Origin of the sequence: Micromonospora sp. NPDC049274, from assembly GCF_040678875.1 — a bacterium.
Lineage (GTDB): Bacteria > Actinomycetota > Actinomycetes > Mycobacteriales > Micromonosporaceae > Micromonospora.
Map to the genome: position 1 here is coordinate 40,717 of NZ_JBFAQS010000014.1, position 15,639 is coordinate 56,355.

Annotated in this window: 12 protein-coding genes and 1 riboswitch; of the genes, 3 read left to right on the plus strand and 9 right to left on the minus strand. The window is 73.9% G+C overall.

Annotated features, from left to right (window positions below; translation table 11 throughout):
• Window positions 1–20: 20 nt before the first annotated feature.
• Window positions 21–192, minus strand: a riboswitch (FMN riboswitch).
• A gap of 78 nt (window positions 193–270) precedes the next feature.
• Window positions 271–1,227, minus strand: a complete 957-nt coding sequence (locus AB0K10_RS23965) for a response regulator (RefSeq protein WP_363686873.1) — start codon at window positions 1,225–1,227, stop codon at window positions 271–273.
• A 1-nt stretch (window position 1,228) separates the two neighbouring features.
• Window positions 1,229–1,909 (minus strand): ribulose-phosphate 3-epimerase, encoded by a 681-nt coding sequence (gene rpe, locus AB0K10_RS23970; RefSeq protein ID WP_363686875.1) that lies wholly within the window; start codon window positions 1,907–1,909, stop codon window positions 1,229–1,231.
• A gap of 254 nt (window positions 1,910–2,163) precedes the next feature.
• On the opposite strand from rpe, the gene AB0K10_RS23975 reads away from it, so the two are divergent.
• A complete protein-coding gene (locus AB0K10_RS23975) occupies window positions 2,164–3,054 on the plus strand; it encodes a septum formation family protein (protein ID WP_363686877.1) in 891 nt (296 codons plus the stop codon).
• Window positions 3,055–3,138: 84 nt separating this feature from the next.
• Window positions 3,139–4,029 (plus strand): septum formation family protein, encoded by an 891-nt coding sequence (locus AB0K10_RS23980; RefSeq protein ID WP_363686879.1) that lies wholly within the window; start codon window positions 3,139–3,141, stop codon window positions 4,027–4,029.
• Window positions 4,030–4,104: 75 nt separating this feature from the next.
• On the opposite strand, the gene AB0K10_RS23985 is transcribed toward AB0K10_RS23980, so the two are convergent.
• The 4 genes from AB0K10_RS23985 to AB0K10_RS24000 form a co-directional block, all read right to left on the minus strand.
• Window positions 4,105–5,541: a transcription antitermination factor NusB gene (locus AB0K10_RS23985; RefSeq protein WP_363686881.1), complete on the minus strand. Its 1,437-nt coding sequence runs from the start codon at window positions 5,539–5,541 to the stop codon at window positions 4,105–4,107.
• Window positions 5,538–6,464 (minus strand): methionyl-tRNA formyltransferase, encoded by a 927-nt coding sequence (gene fmt, locus AB0K10_RS23990; RefSeq protein WP_363686883.1) that lies wholly within the window; start codon window positions 6,462–6,464, stop codon window positions 5,538–5,540. Before fmt ends, AB0K10_RS23985 begins: the two co-directional genes overlap by 4 nt.
• 5 nt (window positions 6,465–6,469) lie before the next feature.
• On the minus strand, window positions 6,470–7,027 hold the full coding sequence (gene def / locus AB0K10_RS23995; RefSeq protein ID WP_269679862.1) for a peptide deformylase: 558 nt from the start codon (window positions 7,025–7,027) through the stop codon (window positions 6,470–6,472).
• A gap of 110 nt (window positions 7,028–7,137) precedes the next feature.
• A complete protein-coding gene (locus AB0K10_RS24000; RefSeq protein ID WP_363686885.1) occupies window positions 7,138–9,564 on the minus strand; it encodes a tetratricopeptide repeat protein in 2,427 nt (808 codons plus the stop codon).
• A gap of 313 nt (window positions 9,565–9,877) precedes the next feature.
• Between AB0K10_RS24000 and AB0K10_RS24005 the strand changes: the two genes are divergently transcribed.
• A complete protein-coding gene (locus AB0K10_RS24005) occupies window positions 9,878–11,158 on the plus strand; it encodes a hypothetical protein (protein WP_363686887.1) in 1,281 nt (426 codons plus the stop codon).
• Window positions 11,159–11,237: 79 nt separating this feature from the next.
• Here AB0K10_RS24005 and AB0K10_RS24010 read toward each other — a convergent pair whose 3' ends face one another.
• The 3 genes from AB0K10_RS24010 to metK all read right to left on the minus strand — a co-directional run bounded on the left by AB0K10_RS24010 (window position 11,238) and on the right by metK (window position 15,639).
• On the minus strand, window positions 11,238–12,221 hold the full coding sequence (locus AB0K10_RS24010; protein WP_363686889.1) for an AAA family ATPase: 984 nt from the start codon (window positions 12,219–12,221) through the stop codon (window positions 11,238–11,240).
• Between the two features lie 212 nt (window positions 12,222–12,433).
• On the minus strand, window positions 12,434–14,374 hold the full coding sequence (locus AB0K10_RS24015) for a primosomal protein N' (protein WP_363687109.1): 1,941 nt from the start codon (window positions 14,372–14,374) through the stop codon (window positions 12,434–12,436).
• Window positions 14,375–14,445: 71 nt separating this feature from the next.
• Complete coding sequence (metK, locus tag AB0K10_RS24020) at window positions 14,446–15,639, minus strand: methionine adenosyltransferase (RefSeq protein WP_363686891.1); 1,194 nt, start codon at window positions 15,637–15,639, stop codon at window positions 14,446–14,448.

Genomic DNA, 15,639 nt, shown 5'->3' on the forward strand with positions numbered 1-15,639 from the left:
GGCTCGAACCCGTCCGTCCCGCGCGCTGTCTCCCATCCGGACTGTCTGGGGGCGGACGAACCGCCTCCAACCGTCGGCCCCGGATTTTCACCAGGTCCACCGGCCGGCCGAAGCCGTCCGGGTCGCGGGCTGACCACGGTTGGACCGTGGATCACCGCCGGTTCGGAATTTCACCGAGTCCCGCCAGCGCGTGGTGGGTACCTCGCAGTCTTACACGCTTCTGAGGCTCCGACACCTCCGAGGCGAGCTACTTCACAGCGGGATCACGCGTCAGGTGACGCCGCGCCGCCGGTCCACCGCCACGTACGAGCCCGGTTGACTCTTGGCGACCGTCTTCATCTCCGAGGCCACCGCGATCGCCTCGAGAGGGTCGGTGAACCGCTTGCCGGCGTCGGAGAGGGAGACACCGATGGACAGCGTGACCAGGGCGGCCCGGCGGATGGTGCCGCGCCGGTCCTTCAACTCGACGAACCCGCGCTCGCGGTCGGTCGGGTCGTAGAGCGTGTCGGCGGCCTTCTCGAAGTCGACCACCGCCCGGGAGGTCAGCGGGCGGACCTGGTCCGGCGCGCAGACGATGACGAAGTCGTCGCCGCCGACGTGACCGAGGAAGGCCGGCGGCAGACCCACCGCCACCACCGCCCGGTGCAGGCTGCGGGCCAGCGCGGAGATGAAGTCGTCGCCCCGCACGAAGCCGTACCGGTCGTTGACGCTCTTGAACCGGTCGATGTCGATGTAGCCGACCGCGTAGTCCACCCCCTGCCGGACCCGGTCGCTGATCTCCCGACGGATCCGACTGTTGCCGGGCAGCCCGGTCAGCGGGGAGACCTCCCGGAACTCCTTGTTGCGCCGCAGCGTCGAGGAGACCCGGGCCACCAGCTCGGCGGTGTCGAACGGCTTGACCAGGTAGTCGTCGGCGCCGGCGCTGAGGCCGTGGACCTTGTCCACGGTCATCCCCTTCGCCGTCAACATGATCACCGGCAGGGCGGAGGTCATCGGGTCGGCGCGCAGCCGTCGGGTCAGCTCCAGACCGTCGACGCGGGGCATCATGAGGTCGACCACGGCCAGGTCCGGCCGCTGCCGCTCGATGACCTCCAGGGCCTCCTGGCCGTCACTTGCGTGAATCACCTCGAAGCCGTGCAGCCGCAGGTTGAACTCGACGAAGCGGGCGATGTCCTCGTCGTCGTCGACGACGAGGATGATGTCCTTGCGGTCGCCCTCGGGCTCCACCTCAGGCCCCGGGCGCCGCGCGCTCCGCCAGCGCCCGTAGGCGCCGGACCGCCTCCGCCGGGTCGGCGGCGCCGTAGACGGCGGTCCCGGCCACGAACGCGTCGGCCCCGGCGGCGGCCGCCTGCTCGATCGTGTCGGCGGCGATTCCGCCGTCCACCTCGATGCGCAGCTCCAGGTGGCCGGCGTCGACGTTTCGGCGGGCGGCGCGGACCTTGTCCAGCATCTGCGGAATGAACCGCTGCCCGCCGAAGCCCGCCTTGATCGTCATGATCAGCAAGGTGTCGAAGCTGGGCAGCAGCTCCAGGTACGGCTCGATCGGCGTGTCCCGGTCGATCGCCAGCCCGGCCTTCGCGCCGGCCGAGCGCAGGTCCTTCGCGAGCGCCACCGGGTCGTCGGCCGCCTCGGCGTGGAACGTGACGTTGTACGCCCCGGCGTCGGCGTACCCGGGGGCCCACCGACGCGGGTCTGTGATCATCAGGTGCACGTCGAACGGCATCGCGGTGGCGGCGCGCAGGCTCTGCACCACGGGCAGACCGATGGTCAGGTTGGGCACGAAATGGTTGTCCATCACGTCCACGTGCAACCAGTCCGCGGCGTCCTCGACGGCACGGACCTCTTCGGCGAGGCGGGCGAAATCGGCGGCCAGGATGCTCGGCGCGACGATCGGCGGCGGTACGGTCACGGGGCCAGTGTACGAACGTGGCCACCCGCCGAGCGCAGCACAGCACCAACTCCGACACGCTGTAACCCAGCAGTGACCAGTAGTGCAGAATAAGCCGGTCCGGGCCCCCGATTCCGGACGAACAGACATCAGTGGCTGGCCGATCGACCCAAACGCGACGACACTCCAAGCGGGACGGTGCCGTAGGCTGCACGCCCGCCGGGGTCGCGCCGCGGGGCGCGGTGACCGGTCGCCAGCTCCCGGGAGGGCGGACGATGCGACGGTGGCTTCCAGCGCTGGCGCTGGTCGGCATCACGACGATGCTGCTGGCCGGCTGTGGGCCGGCGCGAGGCGCGGACGGTGATCTCACCGACGACTGGCCGCAGCTGCGGGTTCCGAAGCCGTTCACACCCGCCACCGACACCTGCCTGCCCCGGATCACCTCGATCGTGCAGGCCAGCACGTACGAGACGGTGGACTGCGCCCGCAGTCACCTCGCCGAGGCGATCCACGTCGGCACGTTCACCGGCGCGGCAGCGCGGGCCGGCGCCCGCCCCGGGCCCGGCTCGACCGCGCTGCGCGCGGCCCGCTCCGAATGCGACCAGCGGGCCCGGGAGGTGCTCGGCGGCGACTGGCACACGGCCCGGCTCACTCTGACGCTGTCGCTGCCCTCCGGCTCGGCCTGGACCGGCGGCGCCCGCTGGTTCCGCTGCGACCTCAGCGAGACCGGCAGCATCGACAACACCCGGCCGGTGAACCGCGTCGGCAGCCTGCGCGGCGCGTTGATCGGCGACACCCCGCTGACCCACGGCTGTTTCGACCCCAAGCTGATCGGCGACAACCTCAACTACATGGCCCCGGTGCTGTGCACCGAGCCGCACCGCGCCGAGTTCGTCGGGGTCTACGAGGAGCGGGACATGAGCTGGGGCGAGTTCACCCGTACGGGCGAGCAGGCGCACCGGCGCTGCATGACGTTGATCGCCGCGTACGCGGCCGTGCCGAACAACAGCGACATGCCGTACCGGGCCGGGTCCATCTACTACCCACCGTCACAGCGGGAGTGGGAGGAGGGTGACCGTGGGGTGCGCTGTTTCCTGTGGAGCGACGACCGCAAACTCACCCGTTCGATGCGCGGCGCCGGCCCCGAGGGACTGCCCGCGATCTGAGTCACGGTGCCGTATGCTGCTGCGCCGTGACGGTACCGGCCGGCTGGGGGTCGACCGGAGGTCACCGGCGGCGGGAGGTCGGAGATGCGACGGTGGTTGACGGCGATTGCCGGGGGCGCGGCGGTGGCCCTGGCGCTCACCGGCTGCGGCGCGCCCGCCGGAGTCGACAGTGACCTGATCGACGACTGGCCGGCGCCCGTGGCGGCGCAGCAGTTCGTCCCCACCGCAGGCGTCTGCCACCACGCCTACCAGCAGGTCGGCTTCCTGAGCGGCTACAACCCCATGGAGTGCGGTGAGTCGCACCGGGTGGAGACCCTCCACGTCGGCACGCTCACCGGCCCCGGCGCGGAGCGCGGCACACCCCCGCCGCCCGGCTCGGAGGGCATGCGGGCCGCGCAGGCTGGCTGCCAGACGGAGGTCAACAAGGCGGTCGGCGCCGACTGGCGCTCCGGGCGCCTCGGGCTGGCCGTCGTGCTGCCCTCGCCCGCCGCCTGGGCCGGCGGGGCCCGCTGGTTCCGCTGCGACGTCACCGAGATCACCAGCATCGACGACACCGCCGTCGACCTGCGCACCGGCAGCCTGCGGGGCGCGCTGACCGGCACGGCGCCGCTGGCGTACCGCTGCTTCAACCCGAAGCTGAACAAGGAGAAGATCGAGGAGATGGTGGCGGTGTCCTGCACCGCCAAGCACCACGCCGAGTTCGTCGGGATCTGGCAGGCACCGGACATCAGCTACGCGGAATTCAACCGCACCACCAAGCGCACCCACCGGGCGTGCCAGTCGGTGACCGCCAGGTACGCCAAGGTGCCGGACAACTCCCAGCTCGACTTCCGCGCCGGGACGATCTACTACCAGCCGTACGAGCAGGAGTGGCGCAACGGCAACCGTGGCGTGCAGTGCTTCCTGTGGATCAGCGACCGGAACCTGACCCGTTCGATGCGCAACGCCGGCACCAAGGGCCTCCCCGTCACCTGATCCCGGCCGACACGACCGCACCCGGCCGCCTCGGCCGGGTGCGGTGTCGCGTCAACCCCCTGCGGAGGACTGCTGTCAGCCCTTGCGCAGGACGGCGAGGAACATCGCGTCGGTGCCGTGGCGGTGCGGCCAGAGCTGCACGGTGGGGCCGTCGCCCAGGCCGGGCATGCCGGCCGGCAGCAGCGGTCGGGCGTCGACGAAGTCCACCGACACGCCGCTGCGGCGGGCCGCCTCGGTGACCGTCACGTGCGTCTCCACCGTGTGCGGCGAGCAGGTGACGTAGGCGACCAGCCCGCCCGGCCGGACCGCCCGCAGCGCCGCGCCCAGCAGCTCCCGCTGTAGCCGGGTCAACGGCGGCAGGTCGGAGGGCTGGCGACGCCAGCGCGACTCGGGCCGGCGACGCAGCGAGCCCAGACCGGTGCACGGGGCGTCCACCAGCACCCGGTCGAAGTGGCCCTCCGGCAGCTTCGGGTCCGCGCCGACCTCACGACCATCCATGGCCAGCACGGCCACCGGCAGGCCCCGGGTCGCCTGGGACACCAGCCGGGCCCGGTGCTCGGCCACTTCCACGGCGGTCAGTCGGGCCCCGCGCTGCGCGGCCAGCGCGCCGAGCAGACCGGCCTTGCCGCCCGGACCGGCGCACAGGTCCAGCCAGCGCCCGTCCGGGCCGTCAAGCGGCGCGTCGGCGAGCGCGGCGGCCACGAGTTGGGAGCCCTCGTCCTGGACGTGGGCACGACCGTCGACCACCGCCGGCACGTCACCGGGCGCGCCGCCGGGCAGATAGACGGCGTACGGCGAGAAGGCGCCGGGCGCGCCGCCGACCTGGTCGGCCAGCTCGATCGGATCGATGAGGCCGGGACGGGCGCACAGGTGCACCGGGGGCCGCTCATTGTCCTCGATCAGGAGCCGGGCGGTCTCGCCCAGGTCGCCGTCGAGCGCCTCGGAGAAGGCCCGAACGATCCACTGCGGGTGGCTGTACGCCAGCGCCAGGTGCCCGACCGGGTCGGTCTCGATCGGCGGGGCGAGCTTGGCCACCCAACCGTCGATGTCGCGGGTGGACACCTCGCGCAGCACCGCGTTGGCGAACCCGGCGGCGCCCGGCGCGACCGAGCGGACCAGGTCCACGGTCGACGACACGGCCGCGTGCGGGGGCACCCGGGTGTGCAGCAGCTGGTAGGCCCCGATCCGCAGCGCGTCGCGCGCCGGTGGGTCGATGCGGGCCACATCCCGCCCGGCCGCGTCGCTGAGGATCGCATCCAGCGTGCCGAGGTGGCGCAGGGTGCCGTAGGTCAGCTCGGTGGCGAAGGCGGCGTCGCGGCCGTACAGCCCCTCCTCGCGCAGGATGATGGGCAGCACCAGGTTGGCGAAGGCGTCGTCGCGGTGCACGGCGGCCACCGCCTCGTACGCCGCGCGGCGTGGCCGGTCCAGTGGCGGCCGGGCCGGCCGACGGTCGCCGCCACGGCCGGCGGACGAACCGCCGCGGAACGGACGCGTGCCCTCCGGGGCCGTCACGCGAGGGCCTCGCCGGCGCTGACACGGACGCCGCGCGCCCAGTCGGTGGCCGCCATGGCGCGCTTGCCCGCGGCGCGGACCTCGCCGAGACGCACCGGCACGGTGGCCGTGCCCGCCAGCACCCGCGTCTTCTCCACCAGCAGCTCCCCCGGTTTCAGGTCCGGGCCGTCGGGCACCGGTGCGACCGCGCCGAGCTTCACCCGCTCGTCCCGGAAGGTCGTCCACGCGCCGGGGGCCGGGGTGCAGGCGCGGATCCGCCGGTCCACGGCGAAGGCCGGGTCACCCCAGCGCACCCGGGCGTCCTCCACTGTCAGCTTCGGCGCCAGCGACACCCCGTCGGCGGGCTGCGGCTCGGCCCGCGCGGTGCCGTCGGCGATCGCGTCGAGCACCGCCACCAGCAGACCGGCGCCGGAGTCGGCGAGCCGCTCCAGCAGGTCGCCGGAGGTGTCGCCGGGGCGGATCTCGTCGGTCAGGGTGCCGAACACCGGCCCGGTGTCCAGGCCCTGCTCCAGGTGGAAGACGCTGGCCCCGGTCAGCTCGTCGCCGTGCAGCACCGCGTGCTGCACGGGCGCGGCGCCCCGCCAGGCGGGCAGCAGCGAGAAGTGCAGGTTGATCCAGCCGTACCGGGGGATCTCCAGCGCCGCCGGCGGCACCAGCGCGCCGTAGGCGACCACCGGCACGCAGTCCGGGGAGAGCTCGCGCAGCCGGTCGAGGAACTCCGGGTCGCGGGGGCGGGCCGGCGTGAGCACCTCCACGCCGTGCTCGTCGGCCCACGCGCCGACCGGGGAGCGGGACAGGCCACGCCCCCGCCCGGCGGGCGCGTCGGGTCGGGTGACCACGGCGACCAGCTCGTGCCGGGAGGCCGCGACGGCGGCCAGGGCGGGCACGGCCACCGCCGGCGTACCGGCGAAGATCACACGCATCCGGGTCACCGACCCAGGCCGAACGGGTCGCTGATGTGCGGGCTGAGCTTGACCGTGGGCGGGGCCGCCGCGTCGTACCAGTCGGCCTGGCGGATGGCCTTCATGGCCTCCTTGCGACCGGCGGCGTCGAGCCGGTCGAGGAAGAGCACACCGTCGAGGTGGTCGGTCTCGTGCTGCACGCAGCGGGCCATCAGCCCGGTGCCGACGATCTGCATCGGGTCGCCGAACGAGCTGAAGCCCTTGGCGATGACGTTCTGCCGCCGCTTGGTGTCGAAATAGAGCCCGGGGATGGACAGGCAGCCCTCGGGGCCGTCCTGCTCCTCCTCGTCGGGGAACTCCAGCACCGGGTTGACCAGGTGCCCGAGCACGTCGTCGACGTCGAAGGCGAACACCCGCAGGCTCACACCGAGCTGCGGCGCGGCCAGGCCGGCGCCGTTCTGCTCACGCATCGTGTCGGTGAGGTCGGCGACGAGCCGACGCAGCTCGGCGTCGAAGTCGACCACCGGATCGGCCGGCGTGCGCAGCACCGGATCCCCAAACAGACGGATGGGCTGGACGGTCACGCGGGACGGCTCCTTCATCGGGCGGGCGAGCGGTGCCGTACCAGTCTACGGAGTGCCTCGAGGCGCACCGGCCGGCGTACCTCGATCGGCCACCGCCGGTGTGCCCGGCGTCACTCGGCTCGGCTCCGGGTGGCCGCCGCGCCGGCCAGCAGGGCGCGGACCCGCTCGCCGTCGGGGTGACCGAGGTCATCGAGGATGCCCAGGGCTCGCCGCCAGGTCCGTGCCGCGCCGGCCGGGTCCCCCGCCGCGTGCCGGCTCTCGCCGAGACGGGAGAGGGTGTCCGCCTCGTCGTAGCGGTCGCTGATCCGCCGGTACAGGCGCAGCGCCCGCCCGTAGCAGCGGATCGCCTCCCGGTGGTCGCCCAGCCGGGCGTGGATGAAGCCGAGGCTGTCCCAGGTGTTGGCCTCACCGTGCCGGTCACCGGTCCGGCGCAGCAGCGTCAACGCCTGCTCGCAGTGCGCGAGCGCCGGACGGTACTGGCCGAGCTGCGCGTGCGCCCAACCCACGGCGTTACGGGCGCTGGCCTCCCCGGCCAGATGGCCGGCGTCCCGGTACAGGGCGAGAGCCCGCCGCACATGGTCCAGCGCCTCGGCGTACCGGCCGAGACCGTCGAGCATCGCGCCGAACGCCCGGTGGGTACGCGCCTGCCCGGTGTGGTCACCCAGCGCCCCGAAGAGCGCCAGGGCCTGCCGGTAGTTGCTCGCCGCCTCGTCCACCCGCCCCAGTCGGGACAGCACCCGGGCGAGGTCACGGTGGGCGTTCGCCTGCCCGAGCCGGTCCCCCGCCCGCCGCGCCCCGGCCAGGGCGGTCCGCTGGGCGACGGCCAGGTCCGGCCACCGTCCCCGGCGTTGCAGGAAGTCCACAAGCGTCCACGCGAGCTGCCAGGCATGGCTGTCGAACCCGGCACGTTTCGCGTGCGCGACCGCGGCCAGCAGCACCGGGTACTCGACGGTGAACCAGCCGAGCGCCTGCGCGTGATCGGTGATCTCCTCGGGCGTCACACCCGGCGGGGCCGCCGCCAGGGTCACCGGATCCCGACCCGGCTGCAGCAGCAGCGCGGCCGCGTGCGCGGTGTGCAGGTAGTGGTCCAGCCCACGCCGGATCGCGGCCCGCCGTACCTCGGCCGGATCGAGTCGTTCGGCCTGCTCGGCGGCGTACGCCCGGAGCAGGTCGTGCGCGCCGAACCGGCCGGGGACGTGCTCGGTGACGAGGTGCGCGTGGGCCAGCTCCGCCAACAGTCGGGGCACCTGCTCCCGGGGCAGCCCGGCCAGGCTGGCCGCCGCGGCGACCCCGATGTCCGGACCGGGATGGCAGCCGACCAGCCGGAACAGCCGTGCCGCCGCGGGCGTGAGGCTCCGGTACGACCAGGAGAAGACTGCCTGCACGTCGGTGCCGGCGTCGCCGGCGTCGAACGAGTCCAGTGGGCGCGGCGCCCCGCGCAGCTCGGCGGCGAGGGTGGCCAGGGGGAACGCCGGATTCGCCGCACTCCGCGCGGCGAGAACCGCCAGGGCCAGCGGCAGCCGCGCGCACCGCTCGATCATCTCGTCCACGGCCTGCGGCTCGACCGCCAGCCGGTCCGCGCCGAGCCTCCGGGCCAACAACTGCCAGGCCTCGGCGGCGCTGAGCAGGTCCACGCCGACCGGCCGGGCGCCCTCGGTGGCGACCAGACCGGCCAGCCGGTTACGGCTGGTGACCAGGACCAGGCAGGTCGGACTGCCGGCCAGCAGCGGCCGGACCTGGTCGGCATCGCGCGCGTTGTCCAGCAGCACCAGCATCCGGCGACCGGCGAGGAGGCTGCGATAGAGACCCACCTGCGCGGGCAGGTGGGTGGGGATCCGTTCGGGCGGCACCTCCAGGGCTTCCAGGAAGCCGCGGACCGCCTCGACGGCCGTCACCACCGTTCCGGTGGCGTCGAATCCGCGCAGGTCGACGTAGAGCTGACCGTCCGGGAACCGGTCGGCGACGCGGTGCGCCCAGTGCACCGCGAGCGTCGTCTTGCCCACCCCGGCCGTGCCGGACAGCGTCACCACAGTGGCCGGCGCCCGGCCGCCTGCGCCTGAGACGTCCGGGCCGGCGGAGGCGGCATCGAGCTGGGCGAGCTGGGCGGCACGTCCGACGAATCCGGGCAACGCCGGGGGTAGTTGGCGGGGTACGGGGAAGCGGGTCGGGGCCGTGGCGGCCCGGGCGCCGCCACTCCTGGCCCGTACGGCTCCGGCGACCGCCCGACCGGTGGCCGCGTGGTCGCGGGTCGGGCGTCGACGTCGCTCCTCGATCCGGTCCCGCGCGGTGGCCAGCAGTCCCTGCTCGGTGGGGGTCGCCCCGAGCAGCCGGATGAGCGCGTCGAACCGCTCCGGCGGGGGCAGGATGTTGCCGGCGAAGTACTCCCCGATGATGCCGCGTGACCAGCCGGTCTTCGCCGCCAGCTGCCGGTACGTCAGCCGGGTCTCGCCCTGCTGCCGGGCCTCGCGGCGGCGCAGCTGGCGCAGCAGGCCGGCCAGCTCCGGCAGGGTCTGCGCCTCGACGCCACCGCGGGCCACGTCGCACTCCGCGGGTGGCCCCTGCGGTGCGCGACGAACATCGGACGGTACCCGTTGGTCGGACATGCGGCCCCCACCCCCTACCGGTCACCCGGCCGCCCCGGGTGCCGACACGGGCAGGTTAGTTGCGGTCACACACGGCTAGATAGGAGGCGGCCGATGTCTGACAGTTCCACATCGGACCTTTCCCGCGTCCGGCGGTGTCCGACGGTGTCCAGTCCCGTCCAGGATCGCCGTGCTGAACCGACGTCCCGTGCCACCGTCTCGGTGCGGGTTCGGCCCGCACCACGAAACCCTGGGGAAGGGGTACCAGATGATCCGTCCACACCCGACCGCCCGACGGTCCGCGGCGATGCTGCGTCGCATCGCCGTCACCGCGTGCGGCCTCACGCTGCTCGTCGCGGGCGTGAGTGCCGCACCGGCCACCGCCGCGCCGGGGGGCAAGGCCACCACCACCGGATCGTTCGTCGACAGCGCGCCGGTGCCCGGCGGCTTCGCCTCCTGGTCCGAGCTGCTCCGGTTGCAGCAGAGGATGAACACCGCCGCCGCGCAGATCACGAACGCGGCGCAGAGCAGCGCGAACTCCGGCTTCGCCGGTATCGTCGCCGATCCCACCACCCGCCACCTCCAGGTCTACTGGAAGGGCGAGCCGCCGGCACGCCTGGTGGCCAACGCCCGGGCCACCGTCGCGACGACGGTGCTGCCCGCCGCGTACTCGCAGCGGGAGCTGATGGTCGCGGCGAACCGGTTGCGCGCCACGGCCGGCGACAAGATCACCACGGTGGGGCCGCGCGCCGACGGCGCCGGCCTGCTCGTCGGTACGCAGAGCGGTTTGCTCGGCGCGACGGCTCTCGCCGGCGTACCGGTGACGGTGCAGACCGGTGTCGCCGCCGCGCCCGCGACCCGGTGGGACGACTCGCCGCCGTGGTGGGGTGGCGCCGCGTGGCGTAACACCGCCAACGGCGGTGGCTGCTCGACAGGCTTCGGGGTCTACCAGGGCGGGGTGTCGCGGGTGCTCTCCGCCGCGCACTGCGCCAACCTCAACGTCCTCGCCACCGACCCGACCGGGCAGACGATCGGCATCGTCGGCACCCGCAACACCGGCACCGACACCCTGCTGCTCGCGGGCAGCGGAGGCGGCCGGGTCTTCAACAACAGCACCGACGCGGCCGGCGCGGTGGTCAGCGAGTTCAGCAACCAGGTGATCGGCGCACAGGCCAGCCAGGTCGGCAACTGGGTGTGCACCTCCGGCGCGTACTCCGGCACCCGGTGCTCGATCCAGGTGAAGGCCCGCAACCTGTGCATCAACGTGCGCGACTTCGGCACGGTCTGCGGTCAGGTCCAGGCCGAGAACACCACCCACACCAACGCCATCGGCCAGGGTGACAGCGGCGGCCCGGTGGAGATCGTGAACGCGGCGAACACCCTCCAGGTCTGGGCGACCGGGACCAACACCGCCATCGACGACACCAACACCGCGACGACGTGTACCGGCTACGTCCCCACCGGCCGGGTGTGCGCCTGGCGGATCTACTACGAGGACATCTTCTCCGGCATGGCCGGCGTCGGCGCCTCCGGCGTGGTCCTGGGCTGACGCCTACCGGCGATCAACCGTACGGCCCGGGGGCCGGGCCGGCGCGCATCCCGCGTGCCGGTCCGGCTCCGCGTTGGGCTCAGGCGCCGACGCCCCGGTCCGCGGCGAGCACGGCGTCGCCGCCGAGCAGCGCCGGCTCGGGCAGCGGCAGCTGGATCTTGTGGGCGGCCTCCCAGTCGTAGACCAGACCGGGGCGCACCTGCGCGGCGAAGTAGTCCACGGCGCTCATCCCGCCCACCACCGGCTCGTCGACCTCCGCGACCAACTCGGCGGGGACCAGGGAGAAACCGTTCTGCACGGCGGCGCTGAGCCGACGGTGACCGTCGACGACGAAGAAGTACTCGCCGGTGAAGCCGATCTTGAGCGGTTCCAGGGACTCGTCGCCGGCCTCGGCCACGTCACCGACGAACTCGCTGTCCCACAGCCCGCGCAGGGTCGCGATGTCCTCGGTCGGGTAGACGCGCGCCGGGTCGAGCAGAAGCAACGGCCGGCCGTCGCGCAGCACGTCCGCGCCGAGCGTGCCCTCGTACGCGGCGATGATGTGCTCGACCACCTCGGCGGCGGAGGCCCGGGTGGTGTCGCAGATCAGGTCATAGTTGCGCAACCGCGCCTTGTCCACCCCGTAGCGGACGATGAACCGGCTGCGCTCGCTCTCGCTGCGCTCGCGGAGCTTGGCCTTGGCCTCCTGGAGGGACGCGTAGCTCTCCGCCGGGCCGGACGGTCGGGCCAGCACCCGGCGCGCCGCCTCACCCGGCTCGGTGATCATGTGCACCTTGAGCGCGTCGGTGAAGAAGTGCCAGGCCAGTCGCGAATCCATGATCAGGTGCTCGCCGGAGGCGGCGATGTCGCGCTGGAGCTGGTCGACGTAACCGTCGACGGCCTGGTCCAGCTCGGCGTGCAGATTGAGCTGCAGGGCTGTCATCTGCCGCTGCTGCGCCATCTCCCGGTAGAGGTCACCCACGCTGACCCGGCGCATCCCGAGCCGCTTGGCGATCTCCACCGACACGGTGCTCTTGCCGCTGCCGAGGTCGCCGTTGAAGACGATCGATTGTCGAACGGTCACGACTGGTCCACCCCTGATAACCGGCTTCCTGACATCATCGACATCGCGTCCGACCGACGCGTTCCCGGCCCGCCCTTCCGCGGCGGTGCCGTGACCTGGGGCCGTCGTACGCCCGAGCATGACGGGCGATGCTACCACCTCGGCGCGACCGCTTTGCCGGACGCGGTGTGCGGGCAGGGGCGCGAGGCCGGGTTGCGCAACCGGAAAAACGGTCAGAACAGGCTCAGCGGATCGACCTGGAGACGAACCGGGTCGGCGGCCTTGCGGGCGGCGCGCACCCCGGCGGCCGAGTGCAGGGCCTCGGCGAGCGCGGCGGCCCGTGCCCGGGGCACCCGGACCAGCATCCGCTCCCGCCCCTCGTCGGCCGGCACCGGTCCGAGCACCTCGGCGTCGCCGGGCAGCCGGGCCGCGGCGAGCAGGTCGGCCACCGCCTCGGCCGGGCCGGTGACGCTTGCCATCCGTACCGCAGGCGGGAAGCCCAGCTCGCGGCGCTCGGCCAGCTCCCGGCCCGCGAACCAGGCGGCATCCCACCGCAGCAGCGCCTGCACCGGCGCGAGCGCGCCGTCGGCGACCACCACCACCCGGCCGGCTGGCGCCGGGCGGGCCAGCGCCGCGGCGGCCAGCCACCGGCGCAGCGCCTCCTCGCCGGCCCGCAGGTCGGCCCGGGTCAGCAGGGCCCAGGAGTCGAGCAGCAGCACCGCGCCGTAGCCGCCCTCGGCGGCCGGCTCGGCGCCGGGGGTGGCGACGACCAGAGCGGCCCCGCCGGGCACGTCGGTCAGCACCTCCTCCCGTCCCGAGGTCCGCACCGGCACGTCGGGAAAGGCCCGGCCCAGCTCCTCGGCGGTACGCCGGGCACCGGTGACCGCGGCCCGCAGCCGCCGTCCGCCGCATTCGGGGCAGGCGTACGCGGCGGCGACCCGGGCGCACCACCGGCAGGCGGGGGTGCCCCCGGCCGACGGCAGCGCGAGCGGGCCGGCGCAGTGCGCGCAGCGGGCCGGGGTACGGCAGTCGGCGCAGGAGACCGAGGGCAGGTAGCCGCGTCGGGGCACCTGCACGAGCACCGGCAGGTCCGCCCGCAGGGCGTCGCGGGCGGCCGTCCAGGCCAGGCTGGGCAGCCGGGCGGTGGCCGCACCGGGATCACGGGCGAGCTGCGGATCGTCACCGGTCGGCGCGATGGCCGGTATCCGGGCCCGTACCGTCGCCCGGTCGGCGACCACCTCCCGGGCCCAGCCGGTCTCCAGCAGCAGCTGCGCCTCGGCCGTCCGGGCGTACCCGCCGATCAGCGCACCGGCCTCGGCGAGCTGCGCCCGGGTGAGCAGCACGTCACGGGCGTGCGGGTAGGGCGCCCGTGGTTCGGAGTGCAGGTCGTCTCCGTCATCCCAGACGGCGACGAGGCCGAGCCGGTCCACCGGGGCGAACATCGCGGCGCGGGTACCGATGACCACCGGCACCTGCCCGCGCCGGGCGGCGAGGAACGCCCGGTAGCGCCGGGCCGGGCCCAGGGCGGCGGAGAGGGTGACGTGCCGCCCAGGCCCCAGCACGCCGGTCAGCGCGACGTCGAGACGGTCGAGGTCGCGGGCGTCGGCCACCACGACCACGGCGCCGCGCCCACCGGCGACGGTGGCGGCCACCGCGTCGGCGTAGCGGGCGGCCCAGTCCTCGCCCGGCAGCGCGGACCACACCGCGCGGGGCGCCCGACCGTCGGTGAGCGCCCGCAGCAGCGCCGGCCCGGTCGGGTAGTCCCGCCAGCCGCGCGGGTCGACCGGCTCGCCGGCGGCCGACGGGTCGGCGGTGGACCCGTCGAGGTCGGCGGCGTCCGGTGGGACGGACTCGCCGGTGGTGCGGGGTTCCTTCTCGACCCGGGCGTGCCGGGGTGGCACGGCGAGCCGGAGCACGTCGGCGAGGTTGCCCGCGTACCGGTCCGCGACCGCCCGGGCCAGCCGGGCGATCTCGGGCGCCAGCACCGGCTCGGGCGAGACGACCTTCTCCAGATAGGCGAGCCGGCCGGTGTGTCCGGAGTCGTCGGCCCGCGACAGCAACCACCCGTCGACGAGCTGCCCCGCGAAGCGCACCTTCACCCGGGTGCCGGGCACCGCCACGTCGTCCAGCTCGGCCGGCACCAGGTAGTCGAACGGGCGGTCCAGGTGCGCCAGCGGGACATCGACGCAGACGCGCGCGACCGGCGACCCGTCCGCGGGTCGCCGGTCGCTACGCCTGGTGGCGGTCAGGCTCCCGCGGCCGACTTGAGGTCGGCGGCCCGGTCGGTGCTCTCCCAGCTCAGGTCCGGCAGCTCCCGGCCGAAGTGGCCGTACGCGGCGGTCTGCTGGTAGATCGGTCGGAGCAGGTTGAGGTCCCGGATGATCGCGGCCGGACGCAGGTCGAACACCTCGCCGACGGCCTTCTCGATCGAGGCCACCGGCACGGTCTCGGTGCCGAACGTCTCGATGAACAGGCTCACCGGGTGCGCCTTGCCGATGGCGTAGGCGACCTGCGCCTCGCACCGCTCGGCCAGGCCGGCGGCGACCACGTTCTTGGCCACCCAGCGCATCGCGTACGCGGCCGAGCGGTCCACCTTGGACGGATCCTTGCCGGAGAACGCGCCGCCGCCGTGGCGGGCGTACCCGCCGTAGGTGTCGACGATGATCTTGCGACCGGTCAGGCCGGCGTCACCCATCGGGCCGCCGATCTCGAACCGGCCGGTCGGGTTGACCAGCAGCCGGTAGCCGTCGGTGTCCAGACCGAGGCTCTCCAGCTCGGGAGCGATGACGGAGTCACGCACGTCCGGGGTGAGAAGCGACTCCAGCGAGATGTCCGCGGCGTGCTGGCTGGACACCACCACCGTGTTCAGGCGGACCGGGCGCAGCCCCTCGTACTCGATGGTGACCTGGGTCTTGCCGTCCGGACGCAGGTACGGGATGGTGCCGTCCTTGCGCACCGCGGCGAGGCGGCGGGCCAGCCGGTGGGCGAGCGCGATCGGCAGCGGCATCAGCTCCGGAGTCTCCGAGCAGGCGAAGCCGAACATCATGCCCTGGTCACCGGCGCCCTGCGCGTCCAGCGCGCTCTCCGACGCGCCGGTGCGCAGCTCGAAGGCGTTGTCCACGCCCTGCGCGATGTCCTCGGACTGCGCGCCGATCGAGACACTGACTCCGCAGGACGCGCCGTCGAAGCCCTTCTTCGACGAGTCGTAGCCGATGTCGAGGATGGTGCGCCGGACGATGGTCGGGATGTCGGCGTACGCCTTCGTGGTCACCTCACCGGCGATGTGTACCTGGCCGGTGGTGATCATGGTCTCGACCGCGACCCGGCTGTGCGGGTCCTCGGTGAGCAGCGCGTCGAGGATGCCGTCGCTGATCTGGTCGGCGATCTTGTCCGGGTGGCCTTCCGTGACCGATTCGGACGTGAAGAGGCGGCGTGTCAC